The sequence below is a fragment of the Alteribacter populi genome (assembly GCF_002352765.1).
In the GTDB taxonomy this organism is placed as follows: Bacteria; Bacillota; Bacilli; order Bacillales; family Salisediminibacteriaceae; genus Alteribacter; species Alteribacter populi.
The window spans coordinates 3,087,613-3,103,486 of the sequence record NZ_KZ293963.1 but is presented as its reverse complement, the minus strand read 5'-3'; the positions used below and the strand labels follow the sequence as shown (position 1 = coordinate 3,103,486).

14 protein-coding genes are annotated in these 15,874 nt (G+C 41.4%); all 14 read right to left on the bottom strand.

All coding sequences use genetic code 11. The features are described from left to right. Positions 1-25: 25 nt before the first annotated feature. Positions 26-379: a Mini-ribonuclease 3 gene (locus CDZ94_RS14260; RefSeq protein WP_096440870.1), complete on the bottom strand. Its 354-nt coding sequence runs from the start codon at positions 377-379 to the stop codon at positions 26-28. A gap of 64 nt (positions 380-443) precedes the next feature. Next, on the bottom strand, positions 444-1,844 hold the full coding sequence (gene cysS, locus CDZ94_RS14255) for a cysteine--tRNA ligase (RefSeq protein ID WP_096438132.1): 1,401 nt from the start codon (positions 1,842-1,844) through the stop codon (positions 444-446). Beyond that, the gene (cysE, locus tag CDZ94_RS14250; protein WP_096438130.1) at positions 1,834-2,514 is read right to left on the bottom strand and encodes a serine O-acetyltransferase; all 681 of its coding nucleotides are present in this window, start codon (positions 2,512-2,514) and stop codon (positions 1,834-1,836) included. Before cysE ends, cysS begins: the two co-directional genes overlap by 11 nt. Before the next feature lie 371 nt (positions 2,515-2,885). After that, positions 2,886-4,346, bottom strand: a complete 1,461-nt coding sequence (gene gltX, locus CDZ94_RS14245; RefSeq protein ID WP_210421730.1) for a glutamate--tRNA ligase — start codon at positions 4,344-4,346, stop codon at positions 2,886-2,888. Between the two features lie 176 nt (positions 4,347-4,522). Further along, positions 4,523-5,008: a 2-C-methyl-D-erythritol 2,4-cyclodiphosphate synthase gene (ispF, locus tag CDZ94_RS14240; RefSeq protein ID WP_096438128.1), complete on the bottom strand. Its 486-nt coding sequence runs from the start codon at positions 5,006-5,008 to the stop codon at positions 4,523-4,525. Beyond that, positions 5,001-5,702: a 2-C-methyl-D-erythritol 4-phosphate cytidylyltransferase gene (ispD, locus tag CDZ94_RS14235; protein ID WP_096438126.1), complete on the bottom strand. Its 702-nt coding sequence runs from the start codon at positions 5,700-5,702 to the stop codon at positions 5,001-5,003. The genes ispF and ispD overlap by 8 nt, the downstream gene beginning before the upstream one ends. 124 nt (positions 5,703-5,826) lie before the next feature. Beyond that, a complete protein-coding gene (locus CDZ94_RS14230; protein ID WP_096438123.1) occupies positions 5,827-6,933 on the bottom strand; it encodes a PIN/TRAM domain-containing protein in 1,107 nt (368 codons plus the stop codon). 199 nt (positions 6,934-7,132) lie between these two features. Then, the gene (disA, locus tag CDZ94_RS14225; RefSeq protein WP_096438121.1) at positions 7,133-8,212 is read right to left on the bottom strand and encodes a DNA integrity scanning diadenylate cyclase DisA; all 1,080 of its coding nucleotides are present in this window, start codon (positions 8,210-8,212) and stop codon (positions 7,133-7,135) included. Then, a complete protein-coding gene (gene radA / locus CDZ94_RS14220; RefSeq protein WP_096440866.1) occupies positions 8,190-9,599 on the bottom strand; it encodes a DNA repair protein RadA in 1,410 nt (469 codons plus the stop codon). Before radA ends, disA begins: the two co-directional genes overlap by 23 nt. Positions 9,600-9,918: 319 nt before the next feature. Further along, the gene (gene clpC, locus CDZ94_RS14215; protein WP_096438119.1) at positions 9,919-12,375 is read right to left on the bottom strand and encodes an ATP-dependent protease ATP-binding subunit ClpC; all 2,457 of its coding nucleotides are present in this window, start codon (positions 12,373-12,375) and stop codon (positions 9,919-9,921) included. A gap of 19 nt (positions 12,376-12,394) precedes the next feature. Further along, entirely contained in the window at positions 12,395-13,471 is a 1,077-nt protein-coding gene (mcsB, locus tag CDZ94_RS14210; RefSeq protein ID WP_096438117.1) for a protein-arginine kinase McsB, read from the bottom strand. A 3-nt stretch (positions 13,472-13,474) separates the two neighbouring features. Then, positions 13,475-14,014: a protein-arginine kinase activator protein McsA gene (gene mcsA, locus CDZ94_RS14205; protein ID WP_096438115.1), complete on the bottom strand. Its 540-nt coding sequence runs from the start codon at positions 14,012-14,014 to the stop codon at positions 13,475-13,477. A 38-nt stretch (positions 14,015-14,052) separates the two neighbouring features. Then, a complete protein-coding gene (locus CDZ94_RS14200; protein ID WP_096438113.1) occupies positions 14,053-14,514 on the bottom strand; it encodes a CtsR family transcriptional regulator in 462 nt (153 codons plus the stop codon). Positions 14,515-14,723: 209 nt separating this feature from the next. Continuing rightward, the gene (locus tag CDZ94_RS14195) at positions 14,724-15,455 is read right to left on the bottom strand and encodes an MgtC/SapB family protein (RefSeq protein ID WP_096438111.1); all 732 of its coding nucleotides are present in this window, start codon (positions 15,453-15,455) and stop codon (positions 14,724-14,726) included. Positions 15,456-15,874: the final 419 nt, after the last annotated feature.

Here is a 15,874-nt window from a genome sequence, read left to right as displayed (position 1 = left end):
ATCTTGTTTGTTTGACACTATATATTTACCTCCCTTCTTCAATTAGAATTTGAAATGCTTTAACCATCACTTCATCTAGCCGTTCCTTTTGATCCTTGAAATAAAGGTACCCTACCAAAGCTTCAAACGCGGTGCTATAACGGTACGTAGAAACATCTGTATTTTTAGGAACCGTTCCAGACTTTGCATTTCTGCCTCTTAAAGCAACCGAACGCTCTTTTTCAGTAAGGTGATCCCCTTCCAAAAGCTGAGTGATCACCTCTGCTTGCGCTTTTGCAGAAACAAAACGAGTGGCAGCGCGGTGTAGTTGGTTTGGCTTCACCTGACCCGAGGCGATAAGACGATAACGGACATACATCTCCATTACCGCATCCCCCATATAAGCCAAAGTTAGACCATTTAATTGATCCACATCTTGGACATCCTGGTTGAGCCTCACCTCATTACACCCTCTTCCATCGTGTACCTTGAGGTGTATCTTCCAAGATAATATTTTTCTCTTTCAGCTGATCGCGAATCTCATCGGCTCGGTTAAAGTCCCGATTTTTACGAGCATCAATTCGTTCTTGAATGAGAGCGTCAATTTCATCATCAAGCATTTCTTCTGTTTCTTTTAACTGAATCCCTAACACGTACGCCATATTTTCAAAGGTAGAAATAAAGGCCTGCAGAACATCTTTTCGTGTATGTTTTTCACGCATATAGTTGTTCGCAGTTTTCACAAGGTCAAACATTGCAGCAATGGCGTTAGCGCTATTAAAATCGTCTTCCATTTCTTCGATAAATGCACGATGGTGATTGTCGATTTGTTTAATCCACTGCTCTTTTTCCTCTCCTAAATCAGCTGTTCCTTCCACACGGTGGTTCAAGTTTTGAAACGTTGTTTTCATTCGTTCTAAGCTTGTTTTCGCACTTGTTAACTGAGCATCGCTGAAGTTAATCGGACTACGGTAGTGATTATTTACGATGAAAAAACGAACAACTTCAGCGGCAAACTTTTTAATAATGTCGTTTACTAAAATGAAATTACCAAGAGATTTCGACATCTTTTCATTATCAATATTAATGTAACCATTGTGAATCCAATAGTTTGCCATTTTTTTATTTGTCAACGCTTCAGACTGGGCAATCTCATTTTCATGGTGAGGAAATGATAAATCCTGACCTCCTGCATGAATATCGATTGTCTCCCCTAAAAACTTCTTCACCATAGCGGAGCACTCAATATGCCAGCCTGGACGCCCTTTCCCCCAAGGACTATCCCAGTATACCTCGTCTGCTTTCGCACTTTTCCATAGAACGAAATCAAGAGGATCTTCCTTTTTCTCACCTACTTCAATGCGCGCTCCGATCTGGAGATCTTCAACGGATTGATGTGACAGTTTTCCGTAACCATCAAACTTACGTGTACGGAAGTAAACGTCACCCGAAGATTCGTATGCAAACCCTTTATCTACGAGCTTATCAATGAATTCAATGATCTCAGGCATCGTCTCCGTCACGCGTGGGTGTTTATCTGCTTTCTTAACACCGAGCGCGCACGTGTCTTCATGGTAAGCTGCAATAAACCGTTCCGCAACATCCGTCACGCCTTCACCTAACTCTTCGGCTGCCTTAATGATTTTGTCATCAACATCCGTGAAATTTGATACGTATTTAACATCGAAATCACGGTATTCCAAGAAACGACGAACCATGTCAAAAACAACAGCTGGTCTGGCGTTCCCAATATGAATATAGTTGTAAACAGTAGGTCCGCACACATACATCTTTACTTTTCCTTTTTCAATCGGCTCAAATACTTCTTTTTTTCTTGTAAGTGTATTGTACATTTTAATGGTCACTTCGGGAGTCCTCCTTAAGGGCATTCACTACTTCTCTTTTTTTCATTTGCTTCATTTCTTCCCTTAACCGTTCAATTTCTTCTTCAAGCTCTTTAAATTTGTCAGACACCGGATCAGGGAGATTGCTATGGTCTAGTTGATGATCGATTTTTACACCATCTTGAATTACGACACGGCCGGGAATTCCTACCACTGTAGAGTTCGGGGGTACTTCTTTTAAGACGACTGATCCTGCACCAATACGTGAATTTTCTCCAATTCTCATAGACCCTAACACTTTCGCCCCGCTTGCTATCAGAACATTATCTTCCAAGGTTGGATGACGCTTACCTTTTTCTTTTCCTGTTCCGCCTAGTGTCACGCCTTGATAAATCGTACAATTATCGCCTATTTCACACGTCTCGCCAATAATGACGCCCATCCCGTGATCAATAAACAAACGCTGGCCAATTTTAGCACCAGGGTGAATTTCAATTCCGGTAAAAAAACGGCTTACTTGAGAAAGAAAGCGAGCGAGGAAATACATTCTTTTTTTCCACAACCAGTGCGCTAAGCGATGACTCCAAATGGCATGAACCCCTGCATAATTGAAAACAACTTCGAGCCGATTCCGTGCTGCCGGATCCTGGTCCATGACGACGTCGATATCTGATTTTAACGTTTTAAACATCTAGCCAACCTCCTTTTTGTAGCACATTGCCGGTAGTACTTACCATATAAAAAAAGCGTCTCTGTGCCATATAGACACAGAGACGCTTCACGCGCGGTTCCACTCTGTTTGAGCCAAAAAAGATGCTCCGCTTAACGGGATAACGGTCCGTTCCGCCCTTGCCTACTGTTCATACGAGAAGTTCGGAAGGGGCTCAGAGGCGCATTTCAGAAAAGAAACTTTTAAGCTGCTTTCAGCCGGTGGCAGCTCTCTCTCGTAGAGTTTGTTCAAAAAGTCCTGAAACCTTATAGAGCAAATCGCTCCAAAATATCGAACACCTCTAATAAAAGACTCCAATTCTTACTTTTCCTCTTCATAGCTTTCATTTATTTCTATTTATTCAATACTGTATTTAAACGTGCAGTAATCACTTCTTTACCTAATAATGAAATCGTATCAGGTAAGTCACGCCCGTGTGTTTGACCTGTAGTGGCGACACGAATTGGCATAAATAACTTCTTACCTTTATGACCGGTTGATTTTTGAACCGCTTTGATTGCCTTTTTTATCGTAGCTGGTTCGAAATCCTCTAATGACTGCACTTCTTCTTTAAAAGCAGCCATAACTTCCGGTACTTGTTCTTCATCTAACACTTGCTGCGCTTCTTCATTATACTCGATTTCAGTCTTAAAGAACAAATCTGTTAACTCCACAATTTCGGCACCGTAGCTCATTTGCTCTTGATACAAAGCGATGAGTTTCGTTGCCCACTCTTTCTGCTCACCCGTCACCTCTTCTGGCAACTTCCCTGCTTTCACTAAATGAGGTAAAGCAAGCGAAACGACGCGATCGAGGTCCGCTTCTTTCATATATTGATTGTTCATCCAGGCGAGCTTATCGGTATCAAAGACCGCAGGAGCTTTTGACACTCGCTCCAAGCTAAACTGATCAATAAGCTCTTCCTTTGTAAATCTTTCCTCTTCACCGCCCGAAGACCACCCAAGAAGCGCGAGGAAGTTTACAATCGCTTCTGGTAAATAGCCAAGATCACGATATTGCTCGACAAACTGAATAATCGATTCATCACGCTTACTCATCTTTTGACGGTCTTCATTTAAAATAAGCGATGCATGAGCAAACACTGGTTTATCCCAGCCTAAAGCTTGGAATAGCAATGCTTGGCGCGGAGCATTAGATAAATGTTCTTCGCCTCGGATAACATGAGAAATCTTCATCAAATGGTCATCAACTACAACAGCAAAATTATAAGTAGGTACTCCGTCTTTACGGGCAATAACAAAATCTCCGATACCTTCTGTTTCAAAGCTGACGTTTCCGCGAATGATGTCCTCAATGACGACAGTGTCATTTTCAGGTACGTTGAAACGAATGACGGGCGTTTTCCCTTCTTCTTCAAACGCTTCTCGTTGCTCGGCAGTGAGATTTTTGTCTCTCCCTGAATATTTCGGAGTTTCGCCGCGGGCTATTTGTTCTTCCCGCTCAACTTCTAGTTCTTCTTCTGTCATGTAGCAATAAAAAGCTTTTCCTTCATCCAAAAGCTTCGCTAAATATTCTTTGTAAATGTCGATACGTTCCATACTTTGGTAAGGCTCATAAGGACCTCCCACGTCGACACTTTCATCCCAGTCAATCCCCAGCCACTTCATACTCTCCATCAATTTTTCCGTAGCTGTTTCTACATTTCGGGCTTGGTCTGTATCTTCAATTCTAACAATAAACTTGCCATTTTGATTTCGTGCAAAGAGGTAATTAAACAGGGCAGAGCGTGCTCCACCGATATGCAAATGTCCGGTTGGGGACGGGGCAAAACGTACGCGTATATCTTGAGACATTGTATGACACCTTCCATTCTTTTGTTCAAAGTTCATGTGATCAGAAAAACTTTTCCGACCAGCAGCATAAACCTGGATTCTGTTCATTTATTTTATCATTGTTGCGCTGATCATGGTCAAGCTAAATAAAGAAAAACACAATTGTTTGAGTCAAAGCAACGAATTATAAAAAACCTTTACACCACATCTGCTTTAGTAAGTAAAACAACCGCTTGGGAAGCAATTCCTTCTCCGCGCCCTGTAAACCCAAGCCTCTCTGTGGTCGTTGCTTTTACATTCACCTGTGCGACGTCAGCCTCTAACAATTCACTAATCTGTTTACGCATGTTTTCGATGTGCGGGGCCATCTTCGGCTTTTCCGCCATGATCGTACAATCAACATTCCCAAGTTTATAGCCTTTTCCTTTAACAATCTCCCATACGTGCTTTAACAATTCCTTTGAATCGGCATCTTTAAACTCAGGGTCTGTATCAGGAAAGTGCTTGCCGATATCCCCTTCAGCTATGGCACCCAGACAAGCATCCGCAATCGTATGTAATAACACATCGGCATCAGAGTGACCGAGTAATCCGCTTTCATATGGAATCTCAATCCCCCCAAGAATTAGCGGGCGTCCTTCTACCAATTGGTGTACATCAAATCCTTGTCCAATTCTAAGCATCATTTTCTTCCTTCCGCCTTGAAATAATCGCTTCAGCAAACCACAAATCCTCTGGTGTTGTTAGCTTTATATTTTGATAATCACCTTCAACGATATGAACCGCTTCTCCTTGCCATTCTAACAAACTTGCATCATCCGTACCTAAAAAACCTTCTGTTTCAGCTTGCTGATGAGCTCGAAGAATGGTAGATAAACGAAAAGCTTGCGGCGTTTGTACAGCCCACAAGCTAGAGCGGTCAACGGTTTGAGTGACCTTTTGATGTTGTACCTGCTTAACGGTATCTTTAACAGGGACGGCTACAATTGCCGCCCCTGTTTGACTAGCATGAATGACTAGGGAGTGAATACGTTCGGTATTAATAAAGGGACGCGCACCATCATGAATAAGCACAACCCCCGTCGCTGCATCAGCAGCCTTAAGTCCCTTAAAGACACTATGCTGACGCTCTTTCCCCCCAGTAATGACTTGTTGAACCTTGTTAATCTCGTAATCCTTAGCCAACTCACTCATTTGGTTTACTTCATGTTCGTTGACGACAAGGATAACTTCATCACACCAAGAGTCCTTTTCAAATACCTCAAGTGTATAAACGATCAGCGGTTTACCTTGGAGGTTAAGAAATTGTTTATTTTTCCCGGCACCCATTCGCTTTCCTTGGCCAGCTGCCGGTATAACAACCGTGTAGTTCCCCATGACTAAATCCTTCCCCAATTCATCATCATTTCATTATAAGTGAATGTTCAAAAAGTGCGGAAAAAATAGCTGTGTCGAATCTCTTCCCAGCTTCCACACCTCGATCTTCTCTATTCTTTTTATACTATAATGCCTTTTCTAAAAGCTTAGGTTTTGCAAAGATCATTCTTCCTGCAGAAGTTTGTAAGACACTTGTAACAATCACATCGATTTGTTTTCCAATGTAGTTTCGGCCCTCTTCCACAACGATCATTGTACCGTCATCCAAATAAGCTACACCTTGGTTTTGCTCTTTACCGTCTTTAATCACCTGGACAGCCATCTCTTCACCTGGAAGGACAACTGGCTTAACGGCATTCGCCAAATCATTAATATTTAATACAGAAACACCTTGGAGATCACAAACTTTATTTAAATTAAAATCATTTGTTACAACAAAACCACCAATAACCTTTGCTAGTTTTACAAGTTTAGAGTCAACTTCTTGAATTTCCTCAAAGTCACCTTCGTAAATCTCAACGTTAATTGGGAGCTCTTTTTGAATTTTATTAAGAATATCCAATCCCCTGCGTCCTCTGTTTCTTTTGAGTACATCAGAAGAATCCGCGATATGTTGTAGTTCCTCAAGCACGAATTCAGGAATAATCAATGTCCCGTCTAAAAAGCCAGTCTGGCAAATGTCTGCAATACGTCCATCAATGATGACACTCGTGTCGAGAATCTTAAGAGATCCTTTCCTGTTTTCAACATCCTCGCCTTGCCCGTCACTCTTCTTCTCTTTTGACCCTAAACGGTTGGATATCGCTGTAAGGCCCATCAACTCATCCCGCTTTTTAAAGCCGACTTGGAATCCTAAGTAGCCTAAGAAGAATGTCACAAAAAGAGGAATATACGTACTCAAGACTGGAATCCCTAGTGCATCCAGTGGTAAGCCAATTAAAAAGGCTACAATTAACCCCACAATTAAACCCATTGTTCCAAATAACAAGTCAGTGACCGGTGCTTTTACTAATGTTTCTTCAAAGAGCCTTATTAGCCCAACGAAGTCATCAGTAAACCAATAGGTCGCTATAAATAAAATAATTGCACCAATTACCGCTCCTGCATAAGGGCTCTCCAACCAAGAAGGAGCATCACTAAAATTCAACAATTCCAACAAATCAGGTATAAAAATAAATCCCACCGCGCCACCGACAATGATAATAAATAATTGTACCATTCGTCTAAGCATCGCTTTCACCTCCTTTAACCATTATAGACAAGTGACTGATTTTGAAACATTATTCTAAAAAAATCACAAAAACTTACACACTTATAAATTACAATAAATTAACAATATCAAAGGAGGTTTTTGTTGTCAATGAAAGTAAATTTATTATTATATCGTTAATACATAAGATTCGTCAAGGATTGATTGAGTTAGACAAGATCTAAATATGACGGTCTATAAACAGCTGCTCTTGAATACGCGTTAATCCTTCTTTAATTTTCCTCGCACGCGCTTCCCCGATTCCTTCTACTTCATCCAATTTTTCAGTGGAAGCTCTCATTACCTGCGGCAAGTCTTCAAATTTTCCAATTAAATTCTCGACGACGAGAGGTGGAATACGCGGAATTTTGTTTAGAATTCGATATCCTCTTGGACAAACGCCAAACTCTGATAGGTTTGGACTTTTGCTATAGCCCAACAATTTCACAATAATTTGATCATCCAACAATTCATCACTAGAAAGCTTTTTTAATTGTCGTAAAATATGGACTGGATCGTTCTTTCGTTCTTTCATGTAGTCTTTAATCAGGAGCACAGCTTCTTTCTCTGTGTTAGAAACGAGCTCTTCTAGCTGCATGGAAATCAATCGTCCTTCATTTCCAAGTTCATTTACATAATTTAAAATTTCGCTTTTAATCCTCAGAACCATTTCAACCCGGTGCATCACTTGAGAAACTTCCTGTATGGTTACCAGTTCTTCAAATTCAAGAGCACCTAGGTTCGTAATGCTTTGATCGAGAACCGATTTATATTTTTCTAGCGTTTGAATCGCTTGATTTGCTTTCGTTAATATCACACCGATATCTTTTAATGAATAACGGTATTCTCCCTGATACAACGTAATGACATTCCGCCTCTGAGAAATGGAAATGACAAGGTTACCCGTCTGTCTCGCCACACGTTGAGCGGTACGGTGGCGAATCCCCGTTTCCGTAGATTCAATCGCATTGTTTGGAACAAGTTGTGTATTCGCATACAGGATTCTTTTGGCATCCTCACTTAAAATAATCGCTCCATCCATTTTTGCCAGTTCATATAAGTATGCGGGTGAAAACTCACAATTGATAAAGAAACCGCCGTCGACAATTTGCATCATCTCGTTGTTATAACCAAGAACAATAAGTCCGCCAGTCTTTGCCCTTAACACATTATCTATTCCCTCTCTTAAAGGGGTTCCTGGTGCTACGAGCTGTAAAACATTACTGATAAAGTTAGAATCATAACTTGAACGTGGATCCACCAGAAGATGCACCTCCTATACTTTCTTCTAATGCTTCATTTACCGTATTTACACCAACAATCTCGATTCCATCTGGAACCGTCCACCCGCCAATGTTCTTTTTTGGAATGATTGCCCGCTTAAACCCGAGCTTAGCCGCTTCAATCACACGTTGTTCGAGCCTAGCTACACGACGAACTTCTCCAGTGAGGCCCACTTCCCCAATAACCACGTCTGTCGGTCTCGTAGGCGAATCTCGAAAGCTTGACGCAATCGCTACTGTTACTGCCAAATCAATCGCTGGCTCGTCTAACCTTACCCCACCAGCTACTTTTACATAAGCATCGTGATTTTGAAGAAGCATACCGACACGTTTTTCAAGGACGGCCATAATTAAGGAAATTCGGTTTTGGTCAAGGCCCGTAGCCATTCTTCTAGGATTCCCAAAGCTTGTAGGGGAAATGAGTGATTGAATTTCTACTAAAACTGTCCGGGTCCCTTCCATTGAGGCAACAACAGTTGAGCCTGCAGAGCCTGACGTTCGCTCTTCAAGAAAAATTTCCGACGGGTTAAGAACCTCCGCTAACCCTTCCTCTTTCATCTCAAAAATACCAATCTCATTAGTTGATCCAAATCGATTTTTGACTGCACGCAAAATACGAAATGTATGATGACGTTCCCCTTCAAAATAAAGAACGGAATCTACCATATGTTCAAGTAAGCGCGGCCCGGCTATCGACCCCTGCTTTGTCACGTGACCGACGATAAAAATCGCAATCCCTTTTGTTTTTGCAATACGCATAAATGAAGCTGTACATTCACGTACTTGTGACACACTTCCTGGAGCGGAAGTGACGCCATCTAAGTAGACCGTTTGAATCGAATCGATAATGACGAGTGTCGGGTTCATTTCTTCAATTACTTTTTCAATATATTCAACATCCGTCTCTGCTAAAACAAATAAATTGTCATTGGCAATGCCTAATCGGTCGGCGCGAATCTTCGTTTGTTTCACACTTTCTTCTCCAGATATATAGAGTACACGCTCTTTTTTTCGAGATAGTTCTGAGGAAACTTGAAGAAGTAATGTTGATTTACCTATCCCCGGGTCACCACCAACTAAAACCAACGATCCTGGTACAACCCCTCCTCCTAAAACGCGATTTAGCTCTTTGAGGTTTGTATCGATTCGTTGCTCATTCTCGTGTTCTACTTGAGTAATCGGTTGCGGCTTCGTAATCTCGCCTTTTGTACTCGTAACAAAACTCCTGGAGGTCGTAGGTGAGGTTTTTTCTTCAAATTCCTCGACCATTGTATTCCAGCTTTGACAACCCGGACATTTTCCCATCCATTTCTTGGACTCGTATCCACATTCCTGACATACATATTTTGTCTTCCGTTTAGCCATAAAATTCTCCGCCCTTTTTTCCATCTTGATCTCGACGTTCTCTATGTTCATTTTATCACGAATCTTTTGAATGAGGCTAAAACAAGCCGTAAAGAGATAAGAAAAACCGCATAGCGGTCTTTTATTAAAAACAGCGTCAGCTTCCGCCGCATGCATTAAAGTCTCAAGGGTGCTTTCCCCTTGAGACGAGTAGCGTGAAGGTAGCTGTCATCTTATAAATTCCAAACTTACAAAAAATGTAATATTAGATATCCCCTCAATCAATAGCAAAACCGGGAAAGTCATGATTTGACTTTCCCGGTTGCATTGTCGGTCGTCTTTACTCTTTTGCTTTTCCAGCGCTAGTAGTCCCAGTTTCAACGACAAAGTCATCGTTCTTCAAATCGAGTTTTACTCGCTGTCCTTTATGAATGTTTCCTTTGAGCAGCTCTTCAGACAAACGATCTTCAACTTGCTTTTGCAGAGCACGACGCAATGGACGTGCTCCATAATCCGGATCGTATCCTTCATCAGCAATTTTTGCCTTTGCTTCGTCTGAGATAACAAAATCAATCTCTTGTTCTTGGAGACGCTTCTTCAGCTGATCTGCCATCAGAGTAACAATTTCTTTAATATGAACTCTTTCAAGAGAATGGAAGACAATTGTTTCATCAATTCTGTTTAAGAACTCAGGACGAAAGCTTTTCTTAAGCTCCGTCATGACTTTATTTCTCATATCTTTATAGGTCTGACCGTCACGTTCAGCCGTGAATCCGAGGTTTTTATTTTGTCTTAAAGTGCTAGCTCCAACGTTTGATGTCATAATAATCGCTGTATTACGGAAATCAACACGACGTCCCTTAGAGTCCGTCAAGAATCCATCTTCTAACACTTGAAGCAAAATGTTAAATACTTCTGGGTGCGCCTTTTCGATCTCATCTAGCAAGATGACGGAGTACGGTTTGCGACGAACTTTCTCCGTTAATTGCCCCCCTTCTTCATGGCCTACATAGCCTGGAGGTGAACCTACAAGACGTGATGTCGTATGTTTTTCCATAAACTCAGACATGTCGATACGAATAATTGAATCTTCGTCCCCGAAGAGAGATTCTGCAACCGCTCTGGCAAGTTCCGTCTTCCCCACTCCCGTTGGACCAAGGAAAATAAATGACCCAATTGGACGCTTCGGATCTTTCAATCCAGCTCTTGCACGGCGCACAGCTTTCGAAACGGCTTTAACAGCTTCTTCCTGACCTATCACACGTTTATGCAAAATTTCTTCCATCTTGAGTAAGCGATCCGTTTCTTCTTCTGCCAGCTTACTTACAGGAACTCCTGTCCAGCTCGCCACTACAAGGGCAATGTCCTCTGTTGTTACTTCGGAGTTTTCTTGTCCCTGCTTTTCTTTCCATTCTTTCTTCATGGCTTCAAGCTCTTCACGAACCCGTTGCTCACTATCACGTAAAGAAGCTGCCTTTTCAAATTCCTGACTTTGTACAGCCGCGTCTTTTTCTTTACGAGTTTCTTCAAGCTTTTGCTCTAACTCTTTTAAATTCGGTGGTGCCGTATAAGACCGAAGCCGTACTTTAGAAGCTGCCTCATCTATCAGGTCGATCGCTTTATCCGGCAAAAAGCGATCTGAAATGTAACGATCCGAAAGCTTTACTGCAGACTCAATCGCGTCATCTGTAATTGTCACGCGGTGATGAGCTTCATATCGGTCACGCAAGCCTTTTAAAATTTGAACAGATTCATCATTCGTCGGTTCATCTACCTGAATTGGCTGGAACCGACGCTCTAAAGCGGCATCTTTTTCGATATATTTGCGGTACTCATCAAGCGTTGTCGCACCAATACATTGCAATTCACCACGTGCGAGAGACGGTTTTAGAATATTGGAAGCATCGATCGCTCCTTCTGCTCCACCGGCGCCAATTAGCGTGTGCAATTCATCGATAAACAAGATGACGTTACCCGCTTGACGAATTTCTTCCATTACTTTTTTCAAACGGTCTTCAAATTCACCACGGTATTTTGTCCCCGCAACAACCGTTCCCATATCCAATGTCATTACACGTTTATTTCGCAACGTCTCTGGCACTTCGTTGTTGACGATTTGCTGAGCCAATCCTTCCGCAATCGCCGTTTTACCAACTCCAGGCTCTCCGATCAGTACTGGATTATTCTTTGTTCGTCGGCTCAGTACTTGAATGACACGCTCAATTTCTTTCGCGCGCCCAATCACAGGATCAATCTGCTCTTCTTTTGCTATTGCCGTTAAATCACGAGCTAGGCTATCTAAAGTTGGTGTGTTGACATTCGTTCCAGCACCAGCACTTTGTTGCTGGCTATTCGATGATTCACTGCTTCCAAGTAATTGAAGAACTTGCTGTCTCGCTTTATTTAGACTTACCCCAAGGTTATTAAGAACGCGGGCAGCCACTCCTTCTCCTTCGCGAATAAGTCCAAGTAAAATATGCTCTGTACCAACGTAAGAGTGGCCGAGTTTACGGGCTTCATCCATTGAAAGCTCAATCACCTTTTTCGCTCGAGGTGTATAATGAATCGTTTTTGATCCTTCCTCTCCTCGCCCGATTAACTGCTCAACTTCTGTTTGAATTTTTTCCGGACTTAGACCTAAAGCGGATAATGCTTTTGCAGCAATCCCTTCCCCTTCGCGTACAAGTCCAAGTAGAATGTGTTCTGTGCCAATATTGTTATGGCCTAATCGTGTCGCTTCTTCTTGTGCTAACGCTAATACTTTCTGTGCTCTTTCTGTAAATCGTCCAAACATCATATTTCTCCACCTCCGGTTATTAGTTATCCTTCTCCATTTCCAGCTTTAACCTTTCCCTAATTAATGTAGCCCTACGCTGATCACGTTGTTCTGGTGATAAAATTTCACCTGCGTATTGCTGTAAAAATCCTGGTTGGGTGAGAATCATTAGTTCATTTAATATATTTCCGCCTACGTCTTTGATGATACCTAAGTCAATACCCAGGCGGACATCAGATAAACGTTGAGTCGCTTCTTTAGATTCCATATTTCGGCTATACGCTAAAATACCATACGATCTGTATACCCTGTCTTCCATTTGAAGTTTTGATTGTTCAAGGAGTGCTTTTCTCGCAGTGCGTTCTTGTTGAATAAGTTGCAGAACAACACTACGTAAATCTTCAACAATATCTTCTTCTGTTTTTCCTAATGTAATTTGATTTGAAATCTGAAAGAGATTGCCTTGAGCTTCACTGCCTTCTCCGTAAATTCCTCTAACGACAAGTCCTAATTGGTTTATTGCAGGCAAAATCCGGTTCATTTGACGCGTAATCACTAACGCTGGTAAGTGCATCATAACGGAAGCGCGAAGTCCCGTTCCTACATTTGTCGGACAGCTCGTTAGATACCCTCGTTTTTCATCAAACGCGAAATCGAGCTTTTCCTCCATCCAGTCATCAATGTCATTAGCAAGCCTTAGCGTTTCCGTTAATTGAAACCCTGACAAAAGGCATTGAATACGAACATGATCCTCTTCGTTAACCATGATGCTAAGCGATTCATCTTCACTTAGCAAAACAGCTCCTGCTTTGGATTCGTCAGATAATGCAGGGCTAATAAGATGCTTTTCTACAAGAACACGTTTTTCATTTTGCTTCATATCATCCATTTTCAACAGTTCTATTGTTCCAAACCTGCGGTGACCCTTACCACTGTAGGATTCTTTCACCCTAGTTGTAAGCCCCGATAAATCCTCAGTAGAAGCTACAATAGGGAATGGCACATCCGTCAGGTTTCGGGCTAAACGAACCCGACTGCTTAAGACAATATCTGAATCCGGACCTTCGTTTTTCATCCATGGACTGATAGCCTGGCTAATAAATTGCTGCAGAGACACGATTCACCCCTCCTTTTTTTGTGCCAACGATTTTTCCAAGGAACGAATCTGATCCCGAATCTCAGCTGCTTTTTCAAATTCCTCTTTTGAAATGAGGATCTGGAGTTCCTCTTTAAGCTTCTCTATTTCTTTGTGCAAATGAAGGTCTTGACCAATCCTCTTTGGTACCTTCCCTCCATGCGTACTATTTCCACTATGAATTCGTTTGAAAATCGGATCGAGTTTTGATTGGAAGGTCTTATAACATTCAGCGCAGCCAAACCGGCCAATTTCAGCAAACTGTTCATAATTCATATTACAGTTTGGACAAGTTGAATTTTCGCTAACTTGACGCGCCGCACTGGAAGGGTGCGTTGAAATCGACTGATCGAAATCTAATAGCCCTGATAATAACTGATGAATTGAGAAACTGTTCGACCCCGGGATGTGCTCGCCTTTTTCTTTAGCACACACATCGCAAATATGAAATTCCGTTTTTTCTCCATTAATGATCTTTGTGAAGTGTAGTGTAGCTTGACGTTTTTGACATTCCTGACAAAGCATTCTAACCCAACCCCTCCTCATCAACACATTTTATACAACTAACGATATTTTAACGCGGATATCATCGACATCATTAATTCCGCTCGAAACTCATCCCTTGCAGGCAACGGTAAACGAATGACAGATCGATCAATGACGCTAAGCATAAGATTTGCTTCTCTCTTGGAAATCGCTCCTTCTTCCATTAACCTTTCAATGATGTTAGAAGCTGAGTTTTGGGCTATTTGGCTGCCAATAATCGAAAGCATTTGATCAAATAATTCCTTTTGCCCATCTGCTTTCACCTTCATAATCCGAATATACCCGCCACCACCTCGCTTACTCTCCACAATATATCCCTTTTCCAGTGTAAAACGTGTACTAATCACATAATTTATTTGAGACGGGACGCATTCGAAGTGCTCAGCAAGTTCACTCCGTTTAATTTCAATTAAGCCTTGATCACTTTGATCAATGATCCCTTTTAAATAGCCTTCAATGACGTCGGAAATATTGCGCATCGCCTCAGCCTCCTTGCGACCTGGACCTTGCTTATTGTCAGATAGTTTGACTTTGACTATCTTTGACTTTAATTTTATTATACTCATATTTATTTCATTTGCAATATTTTTGCACAGCAATTTAAGAAAAGCGCAAGAAGCCGGCTTATCGATAAAAGAGTTTAGTCAACCCCATTTATCTTAAACATGTTTCTTCACCATTATTGCCTTCATTTTTTCTGTTCATTCGATTTTGTCTCGATATATGTTTCATCTACAAATGGCAATACCGTAGCTGCATCCATGAAGTTAAGAAGTTGCTCTCTCTTTTCATATTCCACCCGAAAGCGATATTCAATCTTCGGACTTTCATTAATACGCTCTTTTTTCTCCCCTCGTACTTCTTTAACGATTATACGCAGCGATTCAAGTTTTTGAATTAACGTGCTTAATTCACTATGCTTTTCTTCTACCATAACGTAGACTATTTTTTTCTCACTCCGATTCAAAACGAACAAGTCGACCTTACCTAAAAGAAATAAACTTAAAATAACGATGATTGTCGCAATAGATGCAGAAAAGTACATACCTGCACCTACAGATAAACCAATCCCTGCCACAACCCATATCGATGCTGCTGTAGTAAGCCCTCTAACGGTATACCCTTGAACTAAAATCGTCCCCGCACCCAAAAATCCAATTCCACTAACAACGTAAGCAGCCAAACGAGATGGATCAAACGTGATGATCTCCGGATCCTTGGTGGCGATATACGCATCAAACCCAAAAAAAGCGAGTAGCATAATTAAACAAGAACCAACACTTACAAGTAGATGAGTTCGAAATCCTGCCGGGTGGTGATGGTACTCACGTTCAATCCCAATGAGTCCGCCTAATACTGCAGCGAGCAGGAGTCGTAAAGTCATGACAACTCCTTCGTGTTCAATCCATAATGTTTCCATCGTTTATCCCCCTGATTCATCACTATATAAAAACGGCATTGCCAAAAAACTGTGTTAAATAATACATTCATCTCATTTTACTCGTTTTTAATTATCCATGACTTGTCTATTACTACAAAACCCTCCAGAATCCTTCTTAATTCCTAAAATTAAGAGTCTAAGATGACCTCGATCTCTAAGACGGTGGATATAGATATAACTCAAACCTCAAAAATAAATTCACAACCTTAAGCAAATATAATTTCTAAAAACACAAAAACCACTCGACATTACTCGAGTGGTTTTATATATTATCACTAATATGCCTTTTGACGATCATTTGTCCAATCACCTACGTATTGGATTAGACCAGGTCCACTACAGGCTCTTAGATGGGATGAGGTAATATTGACGATTCTGCCAGTTCCTGAAGTACGGTC

Bases quoted from the DNA above. Each gene is read 5' to 3' on its own strand.
- CDZ94_RS14260 (WP_096440870.1), bottom strand. From the start codon at position 379: ATGGGGGATGCGGTAATGGAGATGTATGTCCGTTATCGTCTTATCGCC.
- cysE (WP_096438130.1), bottom strand. From the start codon at position 2,514: ATGTTTAAAACGTTAAAATCAGATATCGACGTCGTCATGGACCAGGAT.
- gltX (WP_210421730.1), bottom strand. From the start codon at position 4,346: ATGTCTCAAGATATACGCGTACGTTTTGCCCCGTCCCCAACCGGACAT.
- ispF (WP_096438128.1), bottom strand. From the start codon at position 5,008: ATGCTTAGAATTGGACAAGGATTTGATGTACACCAATTGGTAGAAGGA.
- ispD (WP_096438126.1), bottom strand. From the start codon at position 5,702: ATGGGGAACTACACGGTTGTTATACCGGCAGCTGGCCAAGGAAAGCGA.
- CDZ94_RS14230 (WP_096438123.1), bottom strand. From the start codon at position 6,933: ATGCTTAGACGAATGGTACAATTATTTATTATCATTGTCGGTGGCGCG.
- radA (WP_096440866.1), bottom strand. From the start codon at position 9,599: ATGGCTAAACGGAAGACAAAATATGTATGTCAGGAATGTGGATACGAG.
- clpC (WP_096438119.1), bottom strand. From the start codon at position 12,375: ATGATGTTTGGACGATTTACAGAAAGAGCACAGAAAGTATTAGCGTTA.
- mcsA (WP_096438115.1), bottom strand. From the start codon at position 14,014: ATGCTTTGTCAGGAATGTCAAAAACGTCAAGCTACACTACACTTCACA.
- CDZ94_RS14200 (WP_096438113.1), bottom strand. From the start codon at position 14,514: ATGCGCAATATTTCCGACGTCATTGAAGGCTATTTAAAAGGGATCATT.
- CDZ94_RS14195 (WP_096438111.1), bottom strand. From the start codon at position 15,455: ATGGAAACATTATGGATTGAACACGAAGGAGTTGTCATGACTTTACGA.